We start from the raw sequence: 26,509 nt of genomic DNA, 5'->3' as shown, positions 1-26,509 counted from the left end.
TGAGGGCTGTCAATTTAGGGATTTCCGACATAACGCGCGTTGATTCTCGAATCAAGAATCCCCGGAGTGGTGGGTCGCTTGACGTCGTCGGGCGCAGAATTCTCCTGCGGGCTCGGGGCCTCTGGGGGCCGGGCCCTGCGGCGCAGGTGCCTCAACCCGGTGAGACGCCGAGCGCCCCACAGTAGAAGCAGAGCTCGTCGACGTCCTGCTCGATGAGCGCCGTCAGGGTGGTGCCGCCCCCATGCCCGGAGTCGCGAAGCGGGAGCAGGAGAAAGGGCCCGCCCTGCGTGCCGTCTGCCTGAAGTCTGGCGACCATCTTCAGCGGGTCGTGGGGAGGGGCGGTCCGGTCGTTCAGCGCGGCGACGAAGGCCATCCGGGGGTAACGGAGCCCGGCTCTGACATTGTGGTAGGGCGAGTACCCCGCGAGGTAGGCACCCTCAACCGGGTCCTCGGGTGAGCCGTATTCGACGGTGGCCGAGCTCAGGTAGCCGAAGCTCGGGAAGCGCAGCATGTCGAGCGTGGGCGCGCGGCAGAAGACGGCACCAAAGGACGCTGGGGCCTGCAGGGCGGTGACGGCGACCAGCAGCCCACCGTTGCTGTTTCCTCGCGAGGCCAGTCGGGCGGGCACCGTGTAGCCCTCCGAGACGAGCCAGCGCGCCGCCGCGATGAAGTCGTCGAAGGCGTTCTGCCGACGTGTCTTGAGGGCCGCCTCGTGCCAGGCGCGGCCGTACTCGCCGCCGCCCCGTACGTTGGCGAAGGCCAGCACGCCGCCCCACTTCAGCCAGGCGGCTTGGAGCGGCGTGAAGCGCGGCTCCACGGAGATGTTGAAGCCGCCGTAGCCACTCAGCCTCACGGGCCACTGTCCGTCGCGCGGCAGGTCCTTCCGGTGGACGAGGAACATGGACACCCGGGTGCCGTCGAGCGACGGGTACCAGACCTGCTCCGTCACGTATTTGGACGCGTCGAGCCCGACGTCGGGGACGTGGTACGGCGTCAGCAGGTCTGCGTCGTAGTCGTAGCGATAGACAGAGGGTGCCTGCACGTACGACATGAAGTTCACCCACACCTCGTCGCCCCGCCATGGGCCGCTGACGCCGCTGACGATTCCCTCGCCCTCGTTGCGATTCACGGCGCCCAGGGCTGGGAGCTTCAGGTCGCGCAGCCAGGTGCCGTCCTCGGCGTGGATGCGCACGTGGTGCGCCGCCGCGCGTGAGTAGACGGCGTAGAGCCGGCCGCCGACGCCCGCGACCGTCTGAAGCGTGTGCTCGCTTTCAGGGATGAGCGTCCGCCACTGCGTGGGCGCCGACAGCGGCGCGGTGCAGAGCCGGCCGCGAGGCGCCTCGAGGTCGGTGTGGATGAGCAGGGACTCGCCGATGACCTGCACCTGATTGAGGGACTTCATCCCCGTGGCCACGGGGATGCGCGCATCGTCCACGAGGCGCAGCAGGGTGATGACGTTGGCGTGGACGTAGTCCCACTTCGCGAGCACGGCGAAGCGGCCGCACTCGCTCACTTTGACGGTGCACCAGTATTCCTTCTCGTGGTCATCACCGAAGACGCGCCGGGCGGGTGCGCCCGAGCCCAGCCGGTGCTCGTAGACGGCGTTCCAGTGAGCCTCTTCGCCTGTGGGCACCTCGCCGGGGTCGGGGTTCGCGGCGTAGAAGAACCCGGATGCATCGGGCCGCCAGGCCACCGAGGCGTGGCTGGTGCCTCGGGGGCGGTCCTGCAGCAGCCTCCCCGTTGAGATCTCGAGTACGTGAATCAATGCGCCGTGGGCGCTTCCCACGGCCTTGCCGAACGCGACGAATGCGCCATCCGGGGAGGGGACCGCGAAGACGAGCACCTCGTTGCTCGCCCACGTATTGGGGTCGAGCAACGTCTCCAACGGCGCTCCTTCGTGGCGCCGGAGCAGGAGCTTGAGCTTGTCGTCGCGGGCCTCTGCCTGCCAGAGGAACTCACGCCCTCCCGGACCGGCGGAAATGGGCGGGGACCTGCGTGCCTGCCGCGCGGAGCGGGTGACCGCCTCGCGCAGTGCCTCGCGGCCAGGGAGGGCGTGGAGCACCGATTGCGTGAGGGCCTCCTGCTCGGAAATCCACGCCTGCGTCTCCGGCGCATCGAGCTGTTCCATCCACGCGTAGGGGTCGTCGAAGCGCTGGCCGTGCAGCGTGTAGCCGCTCCGCGCGTCTCTGCGTGTGGAGGGGTACTTCCAGGTCCGGTCCACGGGCGTCATCGGCTGTTCCTCCACGGGGCGTTGGTCCTGGCACGGACGTGCGGGCAGGAAGGCGCGGCGCGGTTGTAGCCCAACCGCGAAGGGGCCACCTTCGCGCGGCGCGGTGTCGAACTCCGGTATTTCGCGCGTGAATCCGACGAATTCCAGGAGGCCGTGGTGCTCGGTGCGGAGCGCGTCGTGGCACCTTGTTTGATTCGCGTGAAACAGAAATAATCTCGCGTCACTCCATCGGGACGGTTTCAACGTTGTTGCGGATTCGCGAGTCGCAGATGAGTTCGTTGCGCAGCGCCGCGATGGACAGCCGCGTCGCGCAGCTCGTCACGGCGCTCCTCGCGGAGCCTTCGGCGGCGGAGCCTGGATGGACCCGCGAGCGGCTCGAGCCGGTGGTGCGCAGGGTGGTGGACCGGGGCATCTTCTCGCTCGACGACGTGCGCGTGTACGTGCAGCTCGCCGAGTCGCTGGGGGATGACTTCGAGTCACAGCGTCGCCACGCGTGGATGCGCTCGTGGCTGGATGACGCCTCCGTTTCGGACCCTGTCGCGCGTCTGCACCGCGTGGTGCGCGAGCGCCGCCGCCGCGAGGACGTGGCAGCGCAGAACCAGCGGAAGGAAGCGGCCTTCCGCCTCCGCCACGCCGCGCCCGGCGAGGGCCGCTGACTTTTCCTCTCCCTGGATGCCTCATGCCCCCTTCCTCGACTTCACGGCAGGACCCGGCGGTTGCTCCATGCCCATTGCAGGCGGGCAAGGGGCAGGTGGAGGTGGTCGTCGTCGATGACCGCGAGACGCCGCTGTCCGGCGTAGCGGTGGAGCTGGCGCAGGAGACGGCGGACGCGGCGCTGCGCACGCGCACCGACGAGCACGGCGTCGCGCTGTTCGAGGGGCTCGAGGTGGGGCGCTACCGCTTCCGGTTGCTCGACGTGGAGCCCGCGCTGTGGCGGGTGCTCGGCCGGCTTCCCCTGCCTCCGCGCGCCGCGGGCGCAGCGCCTCGTTGGGGCTCCGTCTCACGACCGAAGCCGCTGTCCTGGACGTGCGAAGGGACGGAGTCGCTCGCGGTGCTGGCGGCGAAGCTGGGTGTGCGTCCCTCGCGGCTCATCGATTCGAGCACGGGGCAGCCGCTCACCCCGGAGGTGGCCCCTGCGCCGGGAACGCGTGTGGAGGTGCGGCCGTTCTCCCACGAGTGGACGGCGGTGGAGACCGGCTTCCGGCATGTGGTTCACCGCATCGGGCTTCCCCTGTCCCTGGTGGTGGTGCTGCGCGACGGCACGCACCACCCCCGAGCGCACCAGCCCTACCTGTTGAAGGTGTGGCTGGACGACGAGGAGGAATTGCCCGCGCGCGAGGGCATGACGGACGCGGAGGGCCGTATGGCGCAGGTACTGCCCGCACGCGCGGCGCGGGGCGAGGTGACGGTGTCGCCCGGCCGCGACGACGAGCGCAAGGTGACGCTGCGCTTCGCGGCGCTGCGTGCGACGAGCGCTCCGGAGGGCTTGCAGGAGCGACTGGAGAACCTGGGGTTCTCCTGTGGCGGCGAGCGTGGCCAGTTCGGCCCGAAGACGCGCCTGGCCGTGGAGTGGTTCCAGTACGCGCTCGGGCTGCCTCCGAGCGGAGAGGCCGACGAGGCGACCTGCGCCGCGTTGGGCCTGTTGCACCGCTCGTAGCACCGGAGGTCTTTCGTCATGCAGTGCCCCAACTGCGCGCTCGGCACGATGCGCGACCTGTCCGTGACGCCGCCGCGCTGCTTGGAATGCGGCGCGGTGCTGGTCTCGGCCCCTCCCAGCACTCCGCCCCCCCTCGACTCGATGGGGGCCGATTTCGAGGAGGACGCTCAGGAAGAGGTCGAGCGGCTGGAGAGCGGCGACTACGACGACGTCCTGGACGACTTCCTGGACGACGAGGAGTCGTACCGGCTCTCCAGCAACGAGATGCGTGATGAGACGCTCCGGGCATCGCTGGTCACCGACGACATCACGCCTCCGGAGTCGCCACCGTCCAACACGATGGGCGACGACGTCGCCGAGGAGCGCTGTGTCCCGTTGGGTGCGGAGACCACCGTCTCCGACAAGCCCGTGGTTCCGCCGAGCTTCCCACTGCGGACGCTCCTGTGGAACATCGCGGACCTGGGCGGAGGCCCGAGCGGAACGCTCCCGGTGCGCAAGCCGTGGACCATTGCCGCCCTGGCCCATGTCATCCGCACGGCGAACGCCGACATCGTCACCATCCTGGAGCTGAAGAAGAAGGGTGGCATCCGTCTGGTGGAGCCCAAGCCGCCGGTCCAGATGAAGCAGCACACGGGGCGCGGAGGCAGCGGAACGAAGCTTCCGGTGTTGATGCGACTGGCGTCGGCATTCGTCGAGCCCAATGGCTACCAGGTCAAGACCGCCCCCGACACACTGGTCGGTCAGATTGCGGAGCAGGAGGCGGCGCTCCTCAACGACCTGGCGAAGCACTTCGCGGAGCACGTGCGGCGGACCATCTGGCCACGTGACGAACAGGGCACGGACGCCGAGGCGTGGGACCCCTCCCATATCGAGTGGAGCGAGACCTCGCGGGCGCTGGGACCCGACAGGCTGGGCATCATCGCGGGCAGGCTCGATGCGGCCTGGGGGGCCTGTGAGCCAGACCTCGTGAAGCGCTTTGGCAAGCCTCCGGTGAAGAAGGCGAAGGACGAGGACGCCGAAGAAGACGAGGACCCGCCCGAGGCGCTCGTCGCGACGTCGATCGACGTGCACGGGAAGAAGCAGGCGAAGCTGGATGCCTACTGCCTGCTCTGCGTGCGGCTGCTCGTGGAGGAGGGCTACTACGATTGGCTCCAGCCCCATGCGAACCGCTACACGTCGAAGGAGAAGGACTCGAAGAAGGGAGGCGCGGAGGCGAAGGAGAAGGAGAAGCGGGACGAGTTGGCGAAGCTTGGCATCGCGCTTCTCCGCGAGCACTGCGGCATCCTGTTCCACCGCTACCTGGCGGTCATCGCGGGCCTGGGCGCCAAGAAGGTCCCAGCCAGGCAGGAGCAGGTCCTCGAGAACTGCCTGCACCGCTCCAACGACGCGCATCTGCAGCGCGTCTACGAAAAGAAGCTCGCCGAGTACCAGGAGCGCAAGGGCGAGGTGGAGGACGCGCCGGAGTCGCACGCGGGTCTGCGCGAGTTCCTTCGCATCCGTGATGCGCTGAACGACCAGTGCAAGGCGCGCGGTGAGGAGGTCTATGCGTCGTGGCCCGCGGAGGTGCCCGACAAGCCCGTCAAGGGGCTCTACACCCAGGATGAGGCGTACGGTGTCCTGTGGCGCAAGTCCAAGTTGGACGTGGACGAATCGGCCATCTCGTACCTCAGTGCTTACGTGGCGAAGCGCTCGCCGGGTGGCGAATCCTCGTCAATGGATGTCGACACCACGATGGGGGACGAAGCGGAGGAAGAGCAGGCGCAGACCGTCAAGAGTCTCTACAGCAAGCGGGAGCCCATCCGGATTCCGGTGCGGCTGGCGCAGGTGCGGAACGCGCCCGAGGTGAGCGTGGTGGCGTGGCATCCCCCCGCGCCGGGAGACCGCAACAAGAACGCGCGCGGCACGGACTTTCGCGCCTTCCTTCAGTACTGCAAGGACGAGCGCCAGGAGAAGGTGCTCGGCGTGGTGCTCTCGGACCTGAACATCGACACCGCGCGGCCCAAGGCCGAGCTCGCGAAGGATGGCACGCCGTACATCGACACCTGCGTGGAGCGCCTGTCGTTCCACCAGTTCTTCCAGACGCTGCTGGGGCCGGAGGCGGATGCGAGCCACCTGTACGACATGGCGCCCCAACTCTCGACCATCGCCAAGAGCAAGTTCGGCAGCTGGGCCGTGGACAGCGAGAATGCGTTCGGGGACGGCTCGCTCAAGACGCTCCGAAGCTTCGTCAACAGCCGGGTGAAGCCGGAGATGTTCGCCCCCTTCAAGATGTCGACGGGCCACGAGCTGCGGCCAATGTTTTCGTCCGCGGAGGACGTGCTGGCCCACATCGAGTCGTTCATCACTCCTCCGCAGCAGCGTTACGGGGCGAGCGGCTACGACAAGATTCTCGTGTACTCGCGGCGGACGGATGGCTGGATGCTGGAGCAGTCGTCGGTCTACGTCATCCCGTTTCCCATGGCGCTCGCGGACGAGAAGGAGAAGGGGCTCTTCTTCATCCACGGCGACCTGCTGCCCAAGCACCTCCAGCCGTTCTGGCGGCTCATCCAACTGGAGGACGCGGAGCTGCCCGAGGACAAGCGGATCTTCGACCAGCTGCGTGCCCCGGGCGTGAAGCTCACGGGCTCGGAGGACGCGCGCTGGGAAGAGGTCATGGCCGCCGCGAAGAAGCTGAGCGACCACATGCCGCTCGTCTCCGACCTGCGGCTCATCTACAGCGGCGAGGAGGCGCTGGTCGTGGAGGAGGTGGAGGTGGAGGTCGCCGCCGAGACGGCGTCCTCCGAGCTGGGCCACTTGGAAGCACTGTGTGCCGCCTATCAGCAGTCCCAGGTCGCGGATGACGAAGCCACGGAGGCGCTCGGCGCGATTCTGGACGCCGCGGAGAAGGTCCCCGCTTCGGACCATGCCCGCTCCAACGCGCTGGTGGCGGAGGCCATGCAGTGGCGGGAGACGTTCGCCGCGCTGCGGAGCGCGGGCTTCGACCGGGAGGCGTACTGGGACCATCGGCCCGCGCTGGAGTCGGAGATGGGGAAGGACAAGGGGGGCGGCCAGGGCATCTCGCTGGACAGCTACCTAGGCTCCATCCACCAGGGGCGGGTTTACAACGCGGGCGGGGGGGACTGTCTGTTCCGCTCGCTATCCCAGTTGCTCTTCGGCACCGAGGAGCACCACCGCGAGGTGCGCCAGGCGGTGGTCAACCACCTGGAGGACCTGCTCGCCGGGCAGTCGCTGGACAATGGGGGAATGGTGGGGCCCGCGACGGCGGCGACGTTCCGGCAGGACATGGGGCTGCTGCTCGACTGGCACCGTGAGGCCTGGCCGCAGGAGCCCGCCTATCGCCGCGTGGCGGGCATGGACCCCTGGCGCCAGTACCTGCGGGCCATGAGCCGGGACAGGGTTTGGGGCGACCACGTGGTGCTGGCGGCGGCGTCCCACCTGTTCCAGGTTCGCTTCGAGATGTTCGCCCGGACGGGGGCGACTTCGTACTGGACGGACCTGGTGGACTTCGTGCCGCGCACCGAGGGACACGCGGCGCGGCCGCTGCTCCGGCTGGTGAACCTGGGCAACGCACACTACGAGGCGGTGGGGCCTGCGGATGCGCCGCTTCCCGCGGCCGCGGCATTCCCCGCCGAACTGGGAGCGCTCAGCGAGCGCCGCCGCCGCGACGAGGGGCAGGCACCCCAGCCTGGTTCGAAGACGGTCGAGTCTCCGCGGACAGCGGCGACGTCGACGCAGAGCGCCACCGCCGCGTCGGCTCCGCACACGGTGGGCCCGGTCTGCAAGTGGCCTCACACGTGCTACTTCCAGTTCGACACCCCCACCCACCACCCGCACGCGCTCTTCCTCTTCGGGGAGAACGCCGTCGCGAAGAAGGCCAGATACCCCCAGCCGAACACTCAGGCCGTCATTCGGATGAACTCGAACGCGCTCGGGATTCGCACGTGCTGGGTGCCGGGCAAGGGGATGGAGGACACGGACCTCGCGAAGAACCAGCAGGCCATCGATGAGGACTGTGCCGAGGCCGTCCAACTCCTGAAGAGCGGCAAGTACACCACGCTGGTGGTGCCGTGGAACCACTCGCGGGGCCATGTGGACATCGGGACGGGAGTCGCCGGGTTGCCGGGCAAGGCGCCCAGGACGTGGGCGCACCTGACGAAGAAGATCGACGAACTCATCGACTGGGCAAACAAGCACCTGGGCACGGTGCTGGTCGTCTCGCAGGTGAACGTGCTCGTGCCTACCGTGGTGCGGCAGCAGGCGTCGGACCTCCACGTGCAAGAGGTCTCGGTCGTGATGAGCCAGGCGGCCTTCATGGGAGATGACTCCAGCACGAGCGTCCTGGGGCAGCCGAACGTCGTCTCGTTGAGGACGCTGCTCTTCTCCGGCGCGACTTCCCCTGAGACGGGGCTGCTGTCGGACAAGGACTACGAGAAGAACAAGGCGATGCTCGACGAGGACCTGGACGTGCTCACCCAGAAGGTGGAGAGCGGCCAGTACCGCAGGCTCGTGCTCGAACGAGACGATGAGGGGCGCATCGTTCTTGGCACGGAGTTGGGGAAGCTCGACAAACACGCGCCTCGGACGCTGGATTATCTGCGCGAGCGCCTGGAGGCGTTGTGCTGGCGTTGTACGGAGGTCTACGTCCGGAGCGTGGCGTCGCAGGAGCAGGTCGTCGAGGACGACGCTTCGATGCAGGGCATCGAGGAGTGGCAGGCCTTGGAGGACAACTCCAGGGGAGTCAAGCGCAAGGAGCGCGGCTTCGTCCATGAGGACGAGGAGGAGGACGACGACGACGCCACCGATGAGATGAGCCCAGCGGACTGGGGGACCGCAGCGTTCTCGGGCTCGGGACAGGTTGCGCCGTCGAGAAACAAAAAACAAAGGCTCCTGGGGGAGCCCGCGAGCGCCGAGGAGGATGAAGAGGTCCAGCTCATGAGTGGCGATGACGAGCCGCCACCGCCTCCCGTATGGATGGAGGGCGATGAGGCGGGCCCCAAGAAGCAGAAGTAGGGGCCGAAAGTGGCGACCATGGGCCGTGACGCGGCGTGCGCTGGAGGGCTCCGGCCTTCCATGAGTCGCAAGTCTGGCGTCACTCTCAATCTAAACACATCCAGTGGTGGTGCCCTCTGCTGAGGGGCGCCAAAGACACGCATTCCATCTGCACTCACTGGCGGTTCCCGGTGCACGAAGGGTGTGACTCCGGAGCGGGGCACGTCCGCCGGCTCGCGTCAACGGCCAAGCACATGGACGCTCGTCGCGGCGGAGCGTATGAGAATGACGCAGCCAACCTGGAGATACACAACATGAGCAGACAACGAAGTGTCTTGGCTGCACTCGGCGTGCTGGCCGTTGCCCTCGGGGTGACGGGTTGCTCGCCCGAGTGCGAGACCTCATCGGACTGTGCGTCGACGGGGGCGACCCCGTACGTGTGCGTCGAGGAGAAATGCGTGCCCGACGACTCTCCCTGCGCGGCAGGATGTGGCAGCGGTACCGTGTGCGACGAGGCGGCGGACAACGGACGTGGCGTGTGCGTTCAGTGCCTGAGCGACGCGCAGTGCGGCGGTGATACACCTGTATGTGACATCACCAGCAAGAGCTGCAAGACGTGTCGCGAGGGCACCGAGGGCAGCGCCCAGGGCTGTCTGCCGGGACAGGCCTGCAACGCTGGCGGCAACGGCGGTCTCGGCGTGTGCGAGGGCTGCGGCACCAACGCCGAGTGTGCCGAGGGCACGCCGCAGTGCAAGCCCGGGACCCCGGGCGTGTGCGTGGAGTGCCTGGAGAACAGCCACTGCGCCAACGGCGCCCAGCCGGTGTGCAGCGACAACAACGTGTGCGGCTGCACCGAGAGCGCGCAGTGCGGTGGTGAGACGCCACTGTGCGACACCGCTCGGGACAACGGGCAGGGCGAGTGCGTCGAGTGCATCGACAACAGCCAGTGCACCGCGCGGCAGAGCTGCAACGCCGCTGGAAGGTGCGAGACGCTGACGGGGCTCGACGAGGCGAACGCGCAGATTGCCGCCTTCCACGCGGCCCCCACGGGCGACCTGCCCGAGCCGCTGTCCCTCCACGGCGCCTTCGTCACCGCCATCACTCCGGATAGCGTTGAGCCCCGCGGTTTCTTCGTGCAGGCCACGGCGGAAGGCCCCGCGTTGTTCGTCAGCCACTCCGACGAGGTGCAGGTGGCAGTGGGGGACCGGGTCTCCTTCAAGGTGGTCACGAAGCTCCTCCAGTCCGGCAACGCCGCCGCGGATTACAAGCTGGACACCGCGAGCGTCATCTCCGACTTCCAGAAGCTGAGCTCGGGCCACCCCGTGCGGAAGCTCGCGGCGGACGGCGGCCTGGTGACGCACGTCACCGACGACGCGGTGGTGAACCTCGACACCTACGAGAGCCGGCTCGTCCGGGTGACGGGCAGGGTGACCACCACGGCGGGCTCCGGCAAGCAGGCGGGTACCGGCTATAAGATCGCGCAGTTCGCGATGGACGGGACCACGGTCACGGGCGGGTTGGGGCCGCGGCTGCGCATGCCCACCGGGCTGGCCGACCTCGTCGGCGTCGGGCTGAACTGCCGGGTCTCCGTCGAGGCGGGCGTGATGTGGCGCTACGACGACGCGACCAACACCCCCAACCCCCAGACGCCGTACTACCCCATGCCCCTGGTGACGGCCTTCTCGCTGTCGGACTTCTCCGTGGACTGCTCGGGAACGGCGGTCACCCTGAAGGTGCAGACCGTGGTCCCGCTGTCGCCCACGCAGTTGCGGGTGACCTTCGAGCCCGGCATCGACCCGGGCACCCTCGCGGACGTGGCGACCCAGTTCACCTTCGGCGACAGCGGGCTGACCGCCTCGGCCTACACCCTCGACGAGAAGACCCTGGTGCTCACCACGACCGCGCAGGAGCCCGGCACGCAGTACACGCTGTCCGTGGACCCGTCGGTGAAGAGCTACACCGGCGTCAGCGTGAGTGGGACGGCCACCTTCAAGGGGTACCGGGTGCCGGCGCTGCTCGTCATCAACGAGGTGAACCCGAACATCACCACGGGCGTCTCCGCGACGAACAACCGCGACCTCATCGAGCTCAAGGCCGTGACGGCGGGCGCCCTCGAGGGCATCACGCTCACCGAGGAGGCCACCAGCGTGTCCCGGCTGGCGACCCTGCCGGACGTGACGGTGGCCGCGGGCGACCTCATCGTCATCCACTTCCGTCCGAACGCGGCCGAGCTCGCGGCGGGCAATGACACCCTGGCCAAGGACGAGAAGACGTACGAGACGTTCTACCCGGGGGCGTGGGACGTCGTGACAGGGACCAGCAGCCATCCGACCTTCAATGACCGTCTGCTGCGCCTCGCGAATCCCCAGGGCGACACACAGGACGTGGTGGCTTTCTCCCACAAGAGCATGACCACGACTCGCCCGCCCAGCTACCCCGTCGTCCTCCGGGCCGCCCAGGAGGAGGGCCACTGGCGTCCGGTGGACTGCCGCGGTGAGACGGCCACCCCGGTGCCGTGCGCCTACGACAGCGCTCCGCTGACGGCGCTCGACGTCTCGGTGGACTGGGGCGTGGTGGAGGAGAACACCCAGAGCGTGTTCCGCTATCAGGGGGCCGACACCCACTCGATGGTGGACTGGGCCTTCTCGGAGACGTCCAGCTTCGGCGAGGAGAACCCGGCCCGGCCGTAGTCAGGCTGGCGACGCGCCCCTGAAGTAGCGAGGGCCGCGCTCCCGTCCAGGGGGCGCGGCCCTCTTCTTTCATCGGTGCACCCTGTGCGGAGGAGCGAATCCCTCCACCGCGACAGGGGGACGGATGCCGCTACGCGCGTCGCCGGGTGCGAACGGCTCCCGCGAGCAGCCCGAACAGGGAGAGCAGCAGCCCTGGCGATGAGCCGCCCGTGCTGGAGCAGCCACCCGAGGAGCCGCTAGAGGACGGCTGCACCGTCACCCCGAGCACCGCCGTGCTGGCGCCGCCGCGGGCGTCCGTCGCGGTGAGCTCGAAGTGCAGCGTCACGGCCTGCTTCACTTCGGGTGCGCGGAACGTCACCTGCTCACCCGCGGACGCGGAGAGGGTGACGGACGGTCCCGCCACCTGCTTCCACCCGAAGGTGAGGGCGTCGCCATCCGGGTCGCTGGACGCGGACGCGTCGAGCGTCACCTGCGCCCCCGACCGAGCGTCACCCACCAGCCGCGGAAGGGCCTGGGGCGCCTTGTTGACGTGCCGCACCGTCACCGTCGCCGTCATCGGGGCGCTGGTCAGCCCGTTCGCGCTGGCGATGGCCTCGAAGCGCAGCACCGTCTCCGCCCGCACCTCAGGGGCGGTGAACGACGGGGTGGCCGTGTCGGCTCCCTGCAGCTCCACCGCGGGCCCCTCCACCTGACGCCACGTCCAGGTGAGGGCATCCCCGTCCGGGTCCACCGCCGTCGCGCTGAGGCTCGCGGTGGCCAGCGGGTCCACCACCTGCTCCGAGCCCGAATCCGCCACGGGCGCCCGGTCGACGTTGCGCACCATCACCGCCACGGTGGCCGTCTTGCTCTGGGCCCTGCCGTCGTTCACCACCAGCGTGAAGGTGAGCTTCGTATCGGAGGCCACCTCGGGCACCACGAAGCTCGGCGTGGCGCCGGAGCTCGCCTTGAGCGCGACGGCGGGGCCGGACGTCTGCGCCCACTTGTAGGTGATGAGCTCCCCGTCCGGGTCGCTCGAGCCGCGGGCGTCCAGCGTCACGGGCTCCGAGGAGAACTCCGCCACCTCCGCCGGCGCGGTCACCACCGCCGTGGGGACGCGGTTGACGTTGAGCACCCAGGCCTGGACCTGGCGTGCCGCGCTGGTCTCCATGCCATCGCGCACCACGAGCTGGAACGTCAGGATGGAGTCGTCGGGCACATCCGCCGTGAACGACGGGGTGGCCGTGTCCGCGTCCACCAGGGTGACCGCCGGCCCGCTCACCTGCGTCCAGTGGTAGGTGAGGGGCTGTCCCTCCGGGTCATAGCTGGCGGTGCCGTCCAGCGTGTGGCGCACGAGCTCCAGTGCCCCCGTCTCGGCGTTCCTCACGCGTTCGAGCACCGGGGCAATGGGGCTGCCGAGGTCTCGCCCGGCGTTGGCCACCGGCTGCTGGTTGCAGGTGGTGCCGTCGCCCTGCTCGTCCACCCGGCCGCCGAAGGGCATGCGCTCCACATTGGTGAAGCGCACGTCGTCCAGGTCGAAGCCGTACGCGCCCACCGCGGTGTCCGTGCCGATGCGGAAGCGGAACTGGACGTTCTTGCCGGCGAACATGTCCGCCAGCCGCAGCTCGGCGGTGGACCACTCCGGGAAGCGCACCGTCTGGCCGTTCTCCCGCGTGACGTTCTGGCCCACCCACGCGTTGCGGTACATCAGCGGGTTGGGCCCCTGCTCGATGTAGCCCGGGGAGCCGTCCGTCGGGTCGATGGAGTAGATGGAGGTCACGCCCATCGCGGCGATGTCGTACCACTGCAGGCCGTCGTGGGTGAACTCGAGGACGGCGCCGTCGTAGTACGGGAAGATGGAGCCGCCGGTGTAGATTTCGGACTCGAACGAGTGGCGGTAGCGGAAGCTGAACGTGAAGGCTCCGGTCTCATTCACCTTCAGCCACGGGGAGGTGAGGAAGAGGTCCGCCTGGACCGCCGGGTTGGGCGCGTGCATGTAGCGCCCGCCCTCCGGACCCTGGACCTTCCAGTCCGCTTCGCCATAGGGGTTGAGCCACGTGGACGAGGTCCACGACGACAGGGCGCCCTCGAAGTCGTCCTCCGCCGTCGCGCCGGGCACTTCGTCGTAATTCACCCGTGGGTCAAACGTCGTGCTCCTCGCGCTGGCGGGGAGCGAGGGCTCGTCGAAGGTGATGCTCAGGCCGGCGTGTGCGTTCGGCTGCGCGGCGGCCAGCCTCACCGGGATGGTGGCGGTGGCCGTGCCGGCGCGGTCCATTGAGCTGAAGGTCAGGGTGTTGCCCGACGGGAACTCCAGCGTGGCCGTGCTGCTGGTGGTGGAGACGGTGCCGGAGAAGCTGCTCAGCGAACCGCTGCCCACGTTGCGCACGCTCACGCGCAGCAGGCCCGTCTCGCCCACGTCGAGCACGCCGTCCCGGTCGCAGCCCACCAGGGAGTCATCGAGCCGCAGGGAGGTGACCTCGATGAAGTTGCCCGCCGCGAAGCTCTCCACCACGCCCACGTGGTCCATGGAGTCACGGTCCGGCGCCTTCGCGCCCATGCCGGCGCCGCGCTTGGCGAAGGCATGGAGGAAGCGCTGGTAGTCGGCCGGGTCGCTCGCGGCGGTGACCGCGAGCAGCGCGTCGCGCGCCTCGAGGAAGGTGGGGGAGACGGGCGTGGCCTTGTACCCGGCGACCAGGTAGCGCTTCATGCGGTCCTGGGCCTCCTGGAAGGGGTGGGCCTGGAGGAGCGACACGTAGCACTCCCAGAGCATGGAGGCCCACACCTCGCCGCTGCTGTGCACGGCGGAGTTGCCGAGGCCCGTCTGGCCGTAGGCGAGCGGGTGGCTCATCGGCAGGGGATTGCCGTTCTCGATGTGCCGGAAGGTCAGCGCGTTGCGGCTCGCCGCCAACGTCGGTGCGGTGGCGTAAGGCGCGCGGCGTACGCCGTAGTAGTAGCCGTCGCCGCCGCCACCACCCGAAACGTAGCCGCCGACGGCGTAGGCGCCGCGCGCGTAGTCGTCCCCTTCACGCACCATCATCAGCAGCGCGTGCACGTCCGCCCAGCCTTCGCCCATGGAGCGGCCCTGGTTGTTGGTGAGGCCGTTGGCGTTACCGATGAGGCGGTTGCTGATGTAGTGGCCCCACTCGTGGGCGATGATGGTGTTGTCGAGCGTGCCGTCACGGTCCAGGTCCTTGGAGCGGTGCATGCGCACCTGGAGGGTGCTCGCGTTGGCGGCCACCTCCGCCCTCCAGAGGTCCGCCGTCTCCCGGGAGATGGAGGCCACGGGCACGGTGACGCGCGCGTCGTCTCCGCTCATGGAGAGGGGGCCCTCACCGGCATTGGTGTTGGCCACGAGGACCGCGATGGCGCCGGCGTTCTGTGCGTTCAGCGCCTTGGTGATGAAGTCGCAGGCGCCGCGGTCGAGCAGCGCCACGTGGCCGGCGAACGTGCCCGCCTCGAAGGGCGTGCAGCCCAGGGTCCGTCCCGTGGGCGCGAGCACCTGCACCGGACCGTCCAGCGTGTACTCCTGGGCCCCGAAGCGGCTATCCCCGTTCACGTAGCCGCGGGCCAGCGATGCGGGGGCCGTCACCTGGAGGATGGGCATGCCGTCGAAGACATACATCTGCATGCGGGGCGAGATGCCGTCCGCCGGCGTGGACATGTTGGCGTTGTTGCGGCCGTTGTAGTCCTGCCCCTCGACGCGCAGCGGGTCACCCTCGATGCCGCCACGGTTGAAGTTCTGCATCTGCGCGTTGCCGGAGGCCTCGTCGAAGCCCGCGTCGTAGTACCAGTCGTGCAGGAAGTTATTGATGAAGAAGAGATTCACCACCGAGGCCTTCATCTGCTCGATGCTTGAGCCCGGGGCGCGGTGGGGGTCGTAGACGTAGTCGAAGGCGCGCTCACCGGTGATGTCCGCGCGCAGGTCCGAGCCTGGCTGGTAGCCGTCCGGCGCCACCAGGTCCACGTAGGCGTCCACGTTGTTGCCCACGGTCTGCGTGGCGTTGGCGGGCAGCCACGGGTCGTTCCGCGAGAAGGGGCTGTTCCGCAGCTCCACGACGTTCGGCGCCACGTCCAGCGGGGCGTCGTAGCCGTCCAGTTCCTGCCGGGGGAAGGGCGAGCCGGCGGACCCCTGGGGGCCGTCGAACGGGCGGTACGGCGCGGCCGTCTCCGCCCATACGGTGTACCGGTACGTGTGCTCCGCGGCGTGGGCACGCAGGTCATTGCGGAAGAGCACCGCGCCGTCCACGGCCGAGATGACGTAGGAGGTGTAGTCCGAGTCCTTGCTGCTCTTGGGGCCCGCGTTGACCTCCACGTACCAGGCGGGCCGCAGGCCGTCGGGCAGGGTGAAGAAGACCTTCTTCGCGCGCGCGGGAACGACGAGCTGGCCGGGCATCACGGTGCGCACGCCGGGCTCGAAGTCGAACAGCGTGTAGCCGCCGCGGGAGTCCACGGCGACGAATGCGTGCGCCCCCAGCGAAGTGCCGCTCTGGTCCGAGTACGCCGCCGCCACGGCGTCCGCCGCGGAGCGCTGAAAGGCGTTCGCGCCGGTGCGCTGCCGGGCCGCGAGGGTGAGCTCGCTCGGCGCCAGGTAGCCCGTGACGGCCACGGGCGCGAGCGCCTGCGTCATCACCACCTTCACCTCGCTGCGGAACACCTCCACGCCTTCCACCGCCTGGCGGAAGGTCACGATGACGGCGCCCTTGCCCGTCTGGTGTACGGACTGCAACGGCGCGGCGGAGACGTCTTCTCGCTTCAGCCGGTAGAGGTCCGCGACCTGGCCCAGGTAGGCGCGCGCCGCGTCCTCGGGACGGGTGCCAGCGCGGGCCGCGGTCTGCAAGCCCGGGCCGGACTGCATGGACCAGAGGACGGAGGGGACGCCGAGCCGTGCCTCCTTGTGCTCGACGCGCAGGCCGCGGGCATGGGCCTGCTCATCGGCCACTGCGAGCGGCGTGCTGCCGGGCCGCGCGAGGAATGCGTCGAAGTTCGACCGTGGAGCGGCCGAGGCGCTGGTGCCAAGACATGACGCCAGCAGGACATGGGTGAGCCACTGCTTCCTGAGATGCATCGTTCTTCCGGAGAGGAGGGGAGAGACAACGGGGGCGCGACCCAGACGGGCCGCGCCCCCGATGTTGCGAAGCGGTTGCGGGGCCGCGCCGCCTTCGGGCGCGCCCCCGCGAAAGCGAGGGAGAGGGCGTCAGTCGCGCGAGGCCTGCTCGCGGCGCTTCAGCGAGCGGCGGCGCGTCAGGCCCGCGAGGCCCGCGAGCGCGAAGGGCCAGAGGCCGGCGGCCGAGGTGGACTGGCAGCCGCAGCCGCTGTCCGACTCCGGGTTGGGCTGCGGGTCGGGGGTGCCCGAGCCCGCGTCCGGCGGGGTGGTGCCCGCATCGGGCTCGGTGCCCGCGTCCGGCTCGGTGCCCGCGTCGGGCTCGGTACCCGCGTCGGGCTCGGTGCCCGCGTCGGGCTCGGTGCCCGCGTCGGGCTCGGGGTCGGTGCCCGCGTCCGGGGCGTCCGGCGTCCAGAGCGAGGACTGGGCGATGTAGAGGGCGGTGCCCCATTCCACCTGGTCCGTCTCCGGCGGGGCCAGGCCCACGCCGAAGCTGATGTCGCTGTGGCGGTTGATGCTCGGCATGCCGGCGAACACCGGGTTGGAGGCGGTCTCCTGGTCCACCCGGGCGTCACCCTTGTCCGAGGGGAGGATGTCGTGCTCGGTGACCACGCGCTTCAAGTTCACGCCGTCACCCACCCACACCGCGCGGAACCCGTCCGACTTGCGCGTGGCCCGGAAGACCACGTGTCCGCGGTCGTTGATGTCGGGAGGGAATGCCTCCACCGACCCGATGGCTTCGCCGGGCTCGCCCGGCACGTCCATTCCGTTCTGCGCGACCACCTTCAGCTCGTTGCCATCCCACAGGAGGATGGAGATGGTCTGCCGCCCAGGCCCATCCAGCAGCGTGGCTTGGATGGCCACCTGGCCCAGGTTGTTGATGGCGGGCTGCACGGAGGCGAAGCGGAAGATGTTGGAGGCCGGGTTGTGCCCGCGCGTGTCCGCGATGACCTGCGACGTCCCATCCGGGTTGAAGATGCGCAGCTCCTGGTACCAGGCGGAGCCGGGCGCTTGCAGGTCCACCGCCGCGGCGATCTGCCCCAGGTCGTTCGCGCCGGGGGAGTAGAGGAACGTGTAGGGGTAGCCCGGGTCGACGTACTTCTCCGCCGCGAGAATCTTCGAGTCGAAGCCACCCGTCGCATTGGGCGTGTACAGCGCGTAGGCGTAGCCCGTGCTCAGCGTGACGCGGGCGGCCATCTGACCCGCCTCGTTGATGACCAGGCTGGACCAATTGGAGCTACCCAGCGGCGAGCGGACGATCTGCACCGGCTCGTCTGGTGTGGCCGCGTTCAGCACGTAGATGCCGTTCTTCGACGCGTCATTCGTTCCGGTGACGGAGAAGACCATCTGCCGGTGCGAGTTGAGGCTGACCTCGCTGATGCGTGCATCCGGCCCCAGGCCCTCAGGGAGCAGGTAGATGCGGCCGCCCTCGCCGTTCTGGCCGTACCAGATGCCCGGACGTCCCTCCCGCGTGATGGAGAGCTGGAAGCCCACCTGCCGGTCCGCGGTGATGGGCATGTGGAAGCTGCCGGGGACGAGGCTGCCCAATTCGACGTTGTAGGAGCCCTCCTCGATGTTGACGGCCAGGTTGGTGCGCGCTTGCAACTGGAACGTGTAGTCCGGTAGCTCGGCCGAGGCTGCTCCCGCCAGCAGGAACGCACCCAGCATCACGCCACGCTTCCGGTCGTGAGTGGGAGCGACGGTCCGACGACTGCTCTTCAGCGATGCACCACGAGTCATGCGTGCCACCCTTCCAAGGCAGGTAGCCCACCACCATGGAGGGCTGTACTGCCGGTTTCCCGCGCAGGACCCCGTCCCCCCATGGGACCGTCGCTCCGGGCGCGCCGCGCCCGTCACGAGGACCGCATTCGTCACGGCCTGTTCGCAAAGTTGCTACGCACGATTAGCAGGAGCGTCGTTGATTACAAATTGATTCACTCACAGCGTGCGACGCGGCAGCGGGCCAGAGGTGTCTGACTCGTGCTGAAACGGGGCATTTCAACGGGAATCCGGGCCGATACACGCCACGGAGCGGTGCGAGGCCGGAACTGCTGCTTCGACGGATGGCCCGCACTGTTTGTGTGGTGAATGCGCGTTGCAAATGTATCGCCAGTTGCACATTTGGCTGTTTCGAGGTGTCTGGCGCCTGCGCGACGTGTCCCGCCTCCGCCGCATCAGGGGTGGCGCGCTGCGTCGTGTATTCATGGTTCAGGCGTGGTTTTTGATTGAATCGTGGAAGCATGGATATGGGCGGCTAGCTCTAAATGTCCGCCATGCCTTGAAGTGGCATTTGGAGGACGAGAACGTGGCCGTTCTCCTGCGTGGTCGGCTCCTGGGCACGGCGGGCGCACGCACCCCCCAGGAGTACACCGCCCTCTTGGGGCCGCAGCGGTGTCAGGCCCCGAGTGCCAAGCAGCAACAGCACTTCGCGTTGCTCCGAGACGTCCTCCTGGCGCTCAGGCTGAAGGAGCTGCTGGTGAAGGACGCCTCGCTGCTCAAGCGCGGGCGCAACATTCTGCGCACGGGCGTACGGGAGTTGCTGGCGTCTGACGTACGCGAGCTCGGCACCGCCCCCACCGCCGCGTCCAAGGCGGCGGAGGCGGTGGAAGTGGAGACGCGGCCACTCGTCCTGGTGGTGAACGTGCGCGGGCCGGATTCGTTGGTGGGCCCGCTCTCCCACCTGAATCCCGCGGTCAGCGGCCTTTTTCAACCCCGTTGCAACAGTCCGCCTCCTTGGCTTGGTATGGCTTTCGACTTGCGATGGGATTTCGCTAATCTATTGTCCAGGCCGGCATCCCTGCTTTTCGAACGTCCATCTCGCCCGTTGACGGCCAAAGCGCTGCTTCACCTGCATCACGTGAAATGGCGTTCACCAGGTCCCGGAGCGTCCGGGCAGAGAAACTCAGACATCGTCTGAGAGGAATCGGAGACACGATATGTCGTTCCCTGTTGCTAAGGCAGCGAACGTGAAGGGAATGGGGTGGTGCGCGGTGCTGCTGGCCGGTCTGGTTGGCTGTGGACAGGAGGCGCAGAAGCCGGCGCCCGAACAGGAAGCCATCGAGGCCGTGAAGGCGCAGGCGCAGCAGCTCCAACCTCCCGCGGGCTGCACCGAAATCACGATGGGGGAGCTGGCCAACGGCATCGGGCTGACGCCGACGATGTACTCACCGCAGCCGACGTACCGCGGCAACTTCAACAGCTTTGGCGACCCGGCGTTCCCGGACCCGGCGCGCATCCGCCTGGACGTGAACACGGCGCCCGGCCTGTATGACCTGTCCGTGGGCGGAGGCAACACCTTCACCTGTGATCGCTGCGTCTTCGGATATCAGGATGAGGGCTCGCCCGCTGAGAAGTTCTTCGTCGCCGACGCGGGCACGCTCCTGCTCGCGGTGAAGGTGTCGCCACAGCAGACCATTGGCGCGCTGACGAACGTGACGCTGCGTGAGTCGGTGGATGCCCCGCCCCTCAACGCGCCGTACTGGGGCAGCGCGGTGGTTCCGGGAGGCGAGTGCCGGTGGATTCGCTTCGCGACGTGGAACACGGTGCGCCAGGACGGGTGCGACCCTCGCCAGGGCTCGTTGACGGCGAACCTGCCGGACACCACCTGCGTCCCGGATGACTACGTCGCCTCCGACGGCACGCTGGAGCGCGCGCTGGGGACCAAGGTCCAGGGAGAGGCCTGCACGAAGACCGCGGCGGCGAGCGACTCCGAACTGGCCTCGACGGATTGCGAGCAGGGCTTCGCCTGCACCGACCTGCTGTCGGAGAACGCCCAGTGCCTCAAGACGTGTGACTTCATGGCGCCCAACCCCGGCTGCCCCTCCGGCACCATGTGCGGCGTGTACGGCCTGTGCACCGAGCAGTCCGTCCTCGAGCAGAGTGGCTTCGTGTTCGACCCCGCGCTGACGGGTGAGATCTGCAGCCTGGGCTTCGCGCATTACTGTGGCACCGAGGGCGCGCGTGGTGTGTGTGCCGACCTGAACCGCGACGGCAAGGGCGAGTGCTACCCCTACCACCGCGCCCGCTCCGAGTGTGGCCCGGGCGATGAGCTGGGTTACATGAACTACGCGCTCTCCGGTGGCGGCTTCGACCGGGGCCACGGCTTCTGCTACCACGACGGCCTCTAGCCCTCCCCGCCACTGCCCGGTCCCTCATGTGGGCCGGGCGGTGGTGTCTTCCAGGGCGGCGCCATGAGGGGAACCTGGATGCCCCAAGAGGTCGGGACCCCTTCGCCAGGTGACTTCGCGGCTCTGCACCAACGTGGCTCGGAAGGCCTCGGGCGCCGCGAATGACCCGCGTGCCAACTCGATGGCCTCGTGCCAATTCATTGGCAAAAGGACGACAGCCTCGCGGGCACGTGGCAATGGGGGCACCACTCACAAGGAGCTAGGCTGAACCATGGCCACTGGTTTCACGACCGAGCGTGTACTCTCGGTGCAACACTGGTCTGACCGTCTCTTCTCCATCGTCTGCACGCGCGACAGCGGCTTCCGATTCCAGAACGGTCAGTTCGTGATGATGGGTCTCGAGGTCGAAGGTCGCCCGCTCATGCGCGCGTACTCGATGGCGAGCGCGAACTACGACGACACGCTCGAGTTCTACTCCATCAAGCTCCAAGACGGCCCGCTCACCTCGCGACTGCAAAAGGTCGCTCCGGGCGATCAAGTGCTCGTGGGCACGAAGGCGGTGGGCACGCTCACCGTCGCGAACCTCAGGCCGGGCCGTCACCTGTGGATGCTCGCCACCGGCACCGGCCTCGCGCCGTTCCTGAGCATGGTGAAAGACCCCGAGACCTGGGAGCGCTTCGAGCGCGTCACGGTGGTGCACGGCTGTCGCCACGTGAGCGACCTCTCGTACTCGAAGTTCTTCGAAGAGCTGCTGCCGAACGACCCGTACCTGGGTGAACTCGTGCGCGAGAAGCTGACGTACTTTCCGACGGTCACGCGCGAGCCGTTCCGTAATCAGGGCCGTATCACCGACCTGCTTCGGGCGAAGCCGCTCTCACCCGAGTACGATCGCGTCGTCATCTGCGGCAGCCACGAGATGATCAAGGAGACGGCGACCATTCTCGAAGACTTCGGCTTTCAGGAAGGCGACTCACACGAGCGCGGCGACTTCCTCATCGAGAAGGCCTTCGTCAGTCGTTGAGCAATCCGCCACGCCTCATCGAATGACGATGCGGTGCGCCACCTCGCGCCGGAGGGGCACCGGCGGCGGACTCGCGGTTCCACCGCCGGGCACCGGCTTCCCTCACGGTGTCACGGCAGGGAGACCTGGACGGGACCGTGGCCGGACGGCGTGTTCCCATCTCTGAGCTGGCCGAACATATCGGAGCCAAAGACCCACACCGCCTGGTCGTTACGCAGGACGAGTGAATGGCCACCGCTCGCGAAGACGGACGTGACCCCGGTCAGCCCGGAGACCTGCACGGCGGTATGGCGGTCGGTATTCGTCCCATCGCCGAGCTGGCGATCTTCGTTCTTACCCCAGGCCCGGAGGGTGTTGTCGCTCAGCAGGGCCAGCGAATGGTAGCCACCCGCGGCCACGGCGATGGCACCCGTGACCCCGGGCACCTGCACGGGGCTCTCTCGCTGGGTGGTCGTCCCTCACTACCATGCGCTGGTGCCGGAAGGCGTCTTCGTGCCGGGGGGAGGGCGGCGTGCGTTTCGAGGCGTTGCCGCCGCCCACGCAAGTTGAGGTGGAGCGGCTGCTGAGGGTGGTGCGTCACCGGGTGCTGCGCCTGCTGGAGAAAAGAGGGGCCCTGCCCGCGCAAGGGCCTGAGGACGCGCTGCAGGCGTACCAGGCGCACTCCCTGCAGCAACGGCTGCGCTGGACGGAGGTGGACGTCCGGCCCCCGCCCAACAAGCAGCCGGGGTGCGCCTTGCTGGAGGGTTTCTCCCTGCATGCCAAAGACAGGCAGGGACTGGAACGGCGATGCCGCTACGGGGCGCGCGGTGCGCTGGCGCTGGAGCGGCTGTCACGAGCGGAGGACGGCCGCATCGCCTATCGGATGAAGCGCCCGCTGCCGGACGGCACCACGCACCTGCTCTTCACCGGGCTGGAACTGTTACGGCGTGTAGCGTCCCTGGTACCTCCGCCTCGGGCAAACCTCACGAGGTTCCACGGCGTCTTCGCTCCAGGCGCCAGACTGCGGCCATTTCTGGTCCCTCAAGCCGGTGCGCAGGAGGCGAGCGCGGGGCTTGAGGCAGGGGCCAGGAAGGAGCGGATGAAGGAGAGGACACCGCGAGTAGACTGGGCCGAGTTGCTCAGAAGGACGTTCGACTTCGATGTGTACGCCTGCGTGAGGTGTGGAGGCAGGCTTAAGGGGCTTGGCGTACGTGAAGGGGGCGCCCGGGGTGCGGGCAATTCTGGAGCACCTGGGCTTGCCGACGGGATGTGCGAGGTTGGCCCCGTCAGCGGCCCTCCTCGGCCCCTCTGCACCCTCCCTCCCCCTCAACTGCACCAGAGAGGCACCGCCAGCAGCGACAAGAAAGGCAACGGCCCCACCAGCGAGCCCGCCTGGGACAGGGAATGCGCGCCCCGCTCTCGGCAGCCATCAGTGGCCCTCCCCCCAGAGGGCTCCGTCGCCCTCGTAGGCGGACTCCTGCTGCACGACCCACGGCTCCGTCACGACGCGATAGCCCCACAGGCCCAGGCCGCCCATGACGAGCGCTGGCAGCAACACGGCGACCGAGGCCCTGACCCAGCCCGAGCGGGGCAGGCTCCGGTACGCCATGACACGCACCCCGGTGGCCCAGACCAGCGACACTGGCAGCGCGAAGAAAGGCAACAGGCCCACCAGGGAGACCCCTTGGGACATGACATGCCTGCGCAGTGTCATGCGGAACGAACCAGGGACTCCGGCCATCCTCAACAACAGGTGCTCGACCCCTGACACCACGAGTGTCGCGACCGGCGATAGCACAGCCGCCACCCCCAGGATGATGAGAGGCAGGGCAACGAGCAGACGGAAAGAGAAGGAGTCGAAGCTCCCATACGGGGAGCCGAGGACGTTCAAGAGGCCGAGGAGAGTGTAGAGCCCGCCCGAGGGAAGATAGAGCACACAGAAGCAAAGCAGCGCGAAGAGCAGGGAACTGCCCACGCTCCCCTCCGGCTCCATCCTTCCGAACGTGGTGGCGGGGCGCAGCATCACTTCCTTGCACGTCAGGCGGAAAGCCTTCCCCAGGCCCAGCTCCGCACGCCTGTCCCAGGGAAGCGACTGGACGCCCGTCGAGGACTCACGCGCTTCGCTCCTCGGGTCGTCACTCGCGACCGACGCCTGACCTGAGGGACCTGCGACTTCGGATACGTCAACCATCTTCGGACCACCCTTTGGGAGCACGCTATTCGAGCAGCGCGAACCCAACGGAGTATCGCAAGGGCTCTAGCCCTCGGGACGATGCCGAGGCTCAGCGGTCGGGACAGGCCCGTGAGCGGCGGCCAGGCGCGCGCTGACCGGTCAACACCCGCTGAAGTTGCCCCGCACCGTCGAGGGCGCAATGCGCCAACCACCCCGTGCTTCAGAGCTTGGCGTGCCACTCCTTCAGCAGCGCCGCTTCCTGCTCCCGCGTGATGCCGGCACGCAGCGTCGCCTGGCGCTCGGCCGGCTGGCTGCGGAACCACGCAAGCAGATCGGTCACCGTGGTGTCGAAGGGGCGGTAAGTGAGCCCGGCCGCCATCGCCCGGGCATTGCTGACCGCCCCGTAGCCCGCATAGGGCCCGCTCTTTGACGGCACCCAGATCGGCAGCTCGACCTTCTTCTCCTCAAGGAATTCCGGCGACACATGCGTGTACGTCGGCTTCTTGCCGGTGACCCGCTCGCAGCCTTTCAGCATGGCCGTGGTGCTCAGCGGTTTCGCCGGGCCAACAGCATTGAACGTGCCAAGCGTGCCCGCTTCCGCAAGGCGGATCATCCACTCGCCCAGGTCGCGGCCGTCGATGATCTGCACCGGGTCGGAGCCATCGCCGGGCACGAGCATCTCGCCGCCCTGCGCCACGCGGTGCGGCCAGTAAGTGAAGCGATCGGTTTCGTCGCGCGGGCCGACGATGTAGCCAGGCCGGACGATGGTGACGCGCTTGCCGAACTGCTTGCGCGCTTCGGCCTCGCTCAACGCCTTGAGCGGACCGTACAGGTGCTCGATGTCCGCTTTCAGTGAGTCCTGCGTTTCGGCCATCGCGTCCTTGCCCGCATACACCGCCAGCGGCGCGTCCTCGGTGATGCCCTGCTTACTGCCGTCGGCATAGACGGAAATCGTCGAGATGAAGAGGTAATGCCCGACGTTGCCCTTGAGCACCTTGCCGGCATCGCGCACCCAGAACGGCAGGCTGGTGGGGTTGTCGATGCACACATCCCACTTGCGACCTTGCAGCGACTTGAGGTCGCCGGTATTGCGGTCTCCGAACAGCTGCTCGACCGCGCTCGGCCATTCCGGTGACGGGCGCTTGCCGCGGTTGAACAGCGTCACCTTGTGCCCGCGCGCCAGTGCGTAGTTGACCTGGAACGGTCCGGTGAAACCGGTGCCGCCGAGGATCAGGATGTTCAGCGGTTTCGCCGCGCGTTTGATGGCCTTGGACGGCTTTGCCCAACCCGGCAGGGCTGCGGAGGCAGCGGCGAGCGAACCGAACTTGAGCAGGTCACGACGGGTGGTGGTCATCCAATGATTCCTGGCGAGTCGGCCTGAGTTCTTAGCACATCCAAAACGGGATGCATGTGCGATGCGACATGGGCCCCGGAGCGGCCGGGAACCCGAACGGCCGCCCCCGGGGGCGGCAACCGGCATCAGGGCTGCGGCGCCGCCGGCTGCATTGTCGTGCGGCAGTCCACGCGCAGCGTGTCCGACGACCCGCGCTACGAGTAGGCACGGCACTCGCGCGCGCCTTCACGGGTGACTGGGGTGTCTGTCGCTGGGCGTCACGTTGGTGGACACGGTGGGGAAGAAGGTCGCGTTCATCAAGGCGGCGGCGCGCGCAGCGGAGCGGCAACTGCGCGTCGTGTCCTCGCGGGCGTACCGGTTGCCGTTCTCCGGCGCCGAGCGCCAGGTGGCGGTGTTCGCGAAGGAGTAGGGCAGGGGAGGGGAGCGTCGCCGCCGCGCGAGGCGCGAAATCGCATCCATTTCCGTTTCGTTCTGACGTGGCCACCCGACGTCACCGTGCCTCGCCGCGCTCTTGAGGCATTCGCGCTCGCCTGGGACCTCGCACTGCTGGCTCCTTCGCCCTCAAAATGGCGAAAGTCGAGTCAGAGGTGGGCACTGACTGGGAGAGGAGCCTGGGCTGCACCACCCAGGCTCCAACCCGTCAAGTTACCGATGTCGTATCGCCAGGGACGCTACGGGCTGCAGTAATCCCATGCGGCATCAAAGAGACCGCCACGACCTGCAACAGCGCAGTAGTCCCGAGCACGATCCGTACAATTGGAGACGACACCTTCGACCAGATGGTACCGTTCGCGATTCCAGCACCACGCGCAGCAGCCATAGGCAGAAGCCGTCACGGTGCGCGAGTCACCCTCAATGCTGGTGTTGGTTTCAGACGCCTCTTGCTGCGGAGTGGCTGATACGTCCTCCTGGTTGGGGTCCTCGAGAGCGCCCCCGCAGCCCAGGAACAGCGCGGTTGAGAGTCCTAGCATCGCGATCAAAGACAGCTTCTTCATGTGGTGGATCCTTTCGCAATGGAGCCTCGGATGGGATGCCCCATTAATGGCTGGTGATATTCTGCAAATACCGCAAAATCAAGAAAATCCAGATTTTATATGTGGATGGTTTCAGGGCTCAGGGTGTGTGGGACAGAGGCGCTGTGGGAGTCTGCTTTTTGGAGGTAGGTGGTGTGTCTTGCGCGTTGTGTCACCAATGAGGTTCCAGAGAGGATTT

General features: G+C 68.1%; 15 protein-coding genes and 1 pseudogene. 9 read left to right on the top strand and 7 right to left on the bottom strand.

Features of this window, described 5'->3' with window-relative positions; genetic code table 11:
- Positions 1-151 precede the first annotated feature (151 nt).
- Positions 152-2,230 carry a prolyl oligopeptidase family serine peptidase gene (locus BHS09_RS28035; protein WP_140799575.1) on the bottom strand — a complete coding sequence of 693 codons (2,079 nt, stop codon included), beginning with the start codon at positions 2,228-2,230 and terminating at the stop codon, positions 152-154.
- A 269-nt stretch (positions 2,231-2,499) separates the two neighbouring features.
- On the opposite strand from BHS09_RS28035, the gene BHS09_RS28030 reads away from it, so the two are divergent.
- The 4 genes from BHS09_RS28030 to BHS09_RS28015 all read left to right on the top strand — a co-directional run bounded on the left by BHS09_RS28030 (position 2,500) and on the right by BHS09_RS28015 (position 11,566).
- Positions 2,500-2,886 carry a hypothetical protein gene (locus BHS09_RS28030; RefSeq protein ID WP_237079878.1) on the top strand — a complete coding sequence of 129 codons (387 nt, stop codon included), beginning with the start codon at positions 2,500-2,502 and terminating at the stop codon, positions 2,884-2,886.
- A 23-nt stretch (positions 2,887-2,909) separates the two neighbouring features.
- Positions 2,910-3,887 (top strand): peptidoglycan-binding domain-containing protein, encoded by a 978-nt coding sequence (locus BHS09_RS28025; protein ID WP_237077508.1) that lies wholly within the window; start codon positions 2,910-2,912, stop codon positions 3,885-3,887.
- Between the two features lie 18 nt (positions 3,888-3,905).
- Positions 3,906-8,897, top strand: coding sequence for an OTU domain-containing protein (locus BHS09_RS28020; protein WP_140799574.1), 4,992 nt, complete (start codon positions 3,906-3,908; stop codon positions 8,895-8,897).
- A gap of 437 nt (positions 8,898-9,334) precedes the next feature.
- The gene (locus BHS09_RS28015) at positions 9,335-11,566 is read left to right on the top strand and encodes an Ig-like domain-containing domain (RefSeq protein ID WP_140799573.1); all 2,232 of its coding nucleotides are present in this window, start codon (positions 9,335-9,337) and stop codon (positions 11,564-11,566) included.
- Between the two features lie 130 nt (positions 11,567-11,696).
- Here the strand turns inward: BHS09_RS28015 and BHS09_RS28010 are convergent, their stop codons facing one another.
- Both BHS09_RS28010 and BHS09_RS28005 read right to left on the bottom strand, forming a co-directional pair.
- A complete protein-coding gene (locus tag BHS09_RS28010; protein ID WP_140799572.1) occupies positions 11,697-16,607 on the bottom strand; it encodes a myxosortase-dependent M36 family metallopeptidase in 4,911 nt (1,636 codons plus the stop codon).
- A 129-nt stretch (positions 16,608-16,736) separates the two neighbouring features.
- Positions 16,737-18,311, bottom strand: coding sequence for an MXAN_5453 family MXYO-CTERM-anchored protein (locus tag BHS09_RS28005; protein ID WP_261344648.1), 1,575 nt, complete (start codon positions 18,309-18,311; stop codon positions 16,737-16,739).
- 433 nt (positions 18,312-18,744) lie between these two features.
- On the opposite strand from BHS09_RS28005, the gene BHS09_RS39055 reads away from it, so the two are divergent.
- From BHS09_RS39055 to BHS09_RS27990, 3 genes are all read left to right on the top strand, one after another.
- The gene (locus BHS09_RS39055; RefSeq protein WP_201800541.1) at positions 18,745-19,560 is read left to right on the top strand and encodes a hypothetical protein; all 816 of its coding nucleotides are present in this window, start codon (positions 18,745-18,747) and stop codon (positions 19,558-19,560) included.
- A 58-nt stretch (positions 19,561-19,618) separates the two neighbouring features.
- Positions 19,619-20,770, top strand: coding sequence for a hypothetical protein (locus BHS09_RS27995; RefSeq protein WP_418764042.1), 1,152 nt, complete (start codon positions 19,619-19,621; stop codon positions 20,768-20,770).
- A 271-nt stretch (positions 20,771-21,041) separates the two neighbouring features.
- A complete protein-coding gene (locus BHS09_RS27990) occupies positions 21,042-21,791 on the top strand; it encodes a ferredoxin--NADP reductase (protein ID WP_140794506.1) in 750 nt (249 codons plus the stop codon).
- Positions 21,792-21,901: 110 nt separating this feature from the next.
- On the opposite strand, the gene BHS09_RS27985 is transcribed toward BHS09_RS27990, so the two are convergent.
- Positions 21,902-22,222: an RCC1 domain-containing protein gene (locus tag BHS09_RS27985; protein ID WP_237079877.1), complete on the bottom strand. Its 321-nt coding sequence runs from the start codon at positions 22,220-22,222 to the stop codon at positions 21,902-21,904.
- Positions 22,223-22,257: 35 nt separating this feature from the next.
- Here BHS09_RS27985 and BHS09_RS39645 point away from each other — a divergent pair.
- Positions 22,258-22,719 (top strand): annotated as a pseudogene (locus BHS09_RS39645) (transposase); the annotation flags it as partial.
- 480 nt (positions 22,720-23,199) lie between these two features.
- Here BHS09_RS39645 and BHS09_RS40140 read toward each other — a convergent pair.
- Positions 23,200-23,463: a hypothetical protein gene (locus BHS09_RS40140; protein ID WP_140799568.1), complete on the bottom strand. Its 264-nt coding sequence runs from the start codon at positions 23,461-23,463 to the stop codon at positions 23,200-23,202.
- A gap of 700 nt (positions 23,464-24,163) precedes the next feature.
- Complete coding sequence (locus BHS09_RS27960) at positions 24,164-25,297, bottom strand: SDR family oxidoreductase (RefSeq protein ID WP_140799567.1); 1,134 nt, start codon at positions 25,295-25,297, stop codon at positions 24,164-24,166.
- A 274-nt stretch (positions 25,298-25,571) separates the two neighbouring features.
- Between BHS09_RS27960 and BHS09_RS39975 the strand changes: the two genes are divergently transcribed.
- A complete protein-coding gene (locus tag BHS09_RS39975) occupies positions 25,572-25,706 on the top strand; it encodes a hypothetical protein (protein ID WP_255508193.1) in 135 nt (44 codons plus the stop codon).
- A 262-nt stretch (positions 25,707-25,968) separates the two neighbouring features.
- On the opposite strand, the gene BHS09_RS27955 is transcribed toward BHS09_RS39975, so the two are convergent.
- Positions 25,969-26,292 carry a hypothetical protein gene (locus tag BHS09_RS27955; RefSeq protein ID WP_140794503.1) on the bottom strand — a complete coding sequence of 108 codons (324 nt, stop codon included), beginning with the start codon at positions 26,290-26,292 and terminating at the stop codon, positions 25,969-25,971.
- Positions 26,293-26,509: the final 217 nt, after the last annotated feature.

Source organism: Myxococcus xanthus, from assembly GCF_006402735.1.
GTDB classification, from domain to species: domain Bacteria; phylum Myxococcota; class Myxococcia; order Myxococcales; family Myxococcaceae; genus Myxococcus; species Myxococcus xanthus_A.
Note: the sequence above shows the minus strand (reverse complement) of the source record. Positions and strands in the feature narration are given on the sequence as shown.

Excerpts from the sequence above, each read along its gene's own strand:
- BHS09_RS28035 (WP_140799575.1), bottom strand. The coding sequence starts at position 2,230 with ATGACGCCCGTGGACCGGACCTGGAAGTACCCCTCCACACGCAGAGAC.
- BHS09_RS28030 (WP_237079878.1), top strand. The coding sequence starts at position 2,500 with ATGAGTTCGTTGCGCAGCGCCGCGATGGACAGCCGCGTCGCGCAGCTC.
- BHS09_RS28025 (WP_237077508.1), top strand. The coding sequence starts at position 2,910 with ATGCCCCCTTCCTCGACTTCACGGCAGGACCCGGCGGTTGCTCCATGC.
- BHS09_RS28020 (WP_140799574.1), top strand. The coding sequence starts at position 3,906 with ATGCAGTGCCCCAACTGCGCGCTCGGCACGATGCGCGACCTGTCCGTG.
- BHS09_RS28010 (WP_140799572.1), bottom strand. The coding sequence starts at position 16,607 with ATGCATCTCAGGAAGCAGTGGCTCACCCATGTCCTGCTGGCGTCATGT.
- BHS09_RS28005 (WP_261344648.1), bottom strand. The coding sequence starts at position 18,311 with ATGCTGGGTGCGTTCCTGCTGGCGGGAGCAGCCTCGGCCGAGCTACCG.
- BHS09_RS39055 (WP_201800541.1), top strand. The coding sequence starts at position 18,745 with ATGTATCGCCAGTTGCACATTTGGCTGTTTCGAGGTGTCTGGCGCCTG.
- BHS09_RS27995 (WP_418764042.1), top strand. The coding sequence starts at position 19,619 with ATGGGGTGGTGCGCGGTGCTGCTGGCCGGTCTGGTTGGCTGTGGACAG.
- BHS09_RS27990 (WP_140794506.1), top strand. The coding sequence starts at position 21,042 with ATGGCCACTGGTTTCACGACCGAGCGTGTACTCTCGGTGCAACACTGG.
- BHS09_RS40140 (WP_140799568.1), bottom strand. The coding sequence starts at position 23,463 with ATGTCCCAAGGGGTCTCCCTGGTGGGCCTGTTGCCTTTCTTCGCGCTG.
- BHS09_RS27960 (WP_140799567.1), bottom strand. The coding sequence starts at position 25,297 with ATGACCACCACCCGTCGTGACCTGCTCAAGTTCGGTTCGCTCGCCGCT.
- BHS09_RS27955 (WP_140794503.1), bottom strand. The coding sequence starts at position 26,292 with ATGAAGAAGCTGTCTTTGATCGCGATGCTAGGACTCTCAACCGCGCTG.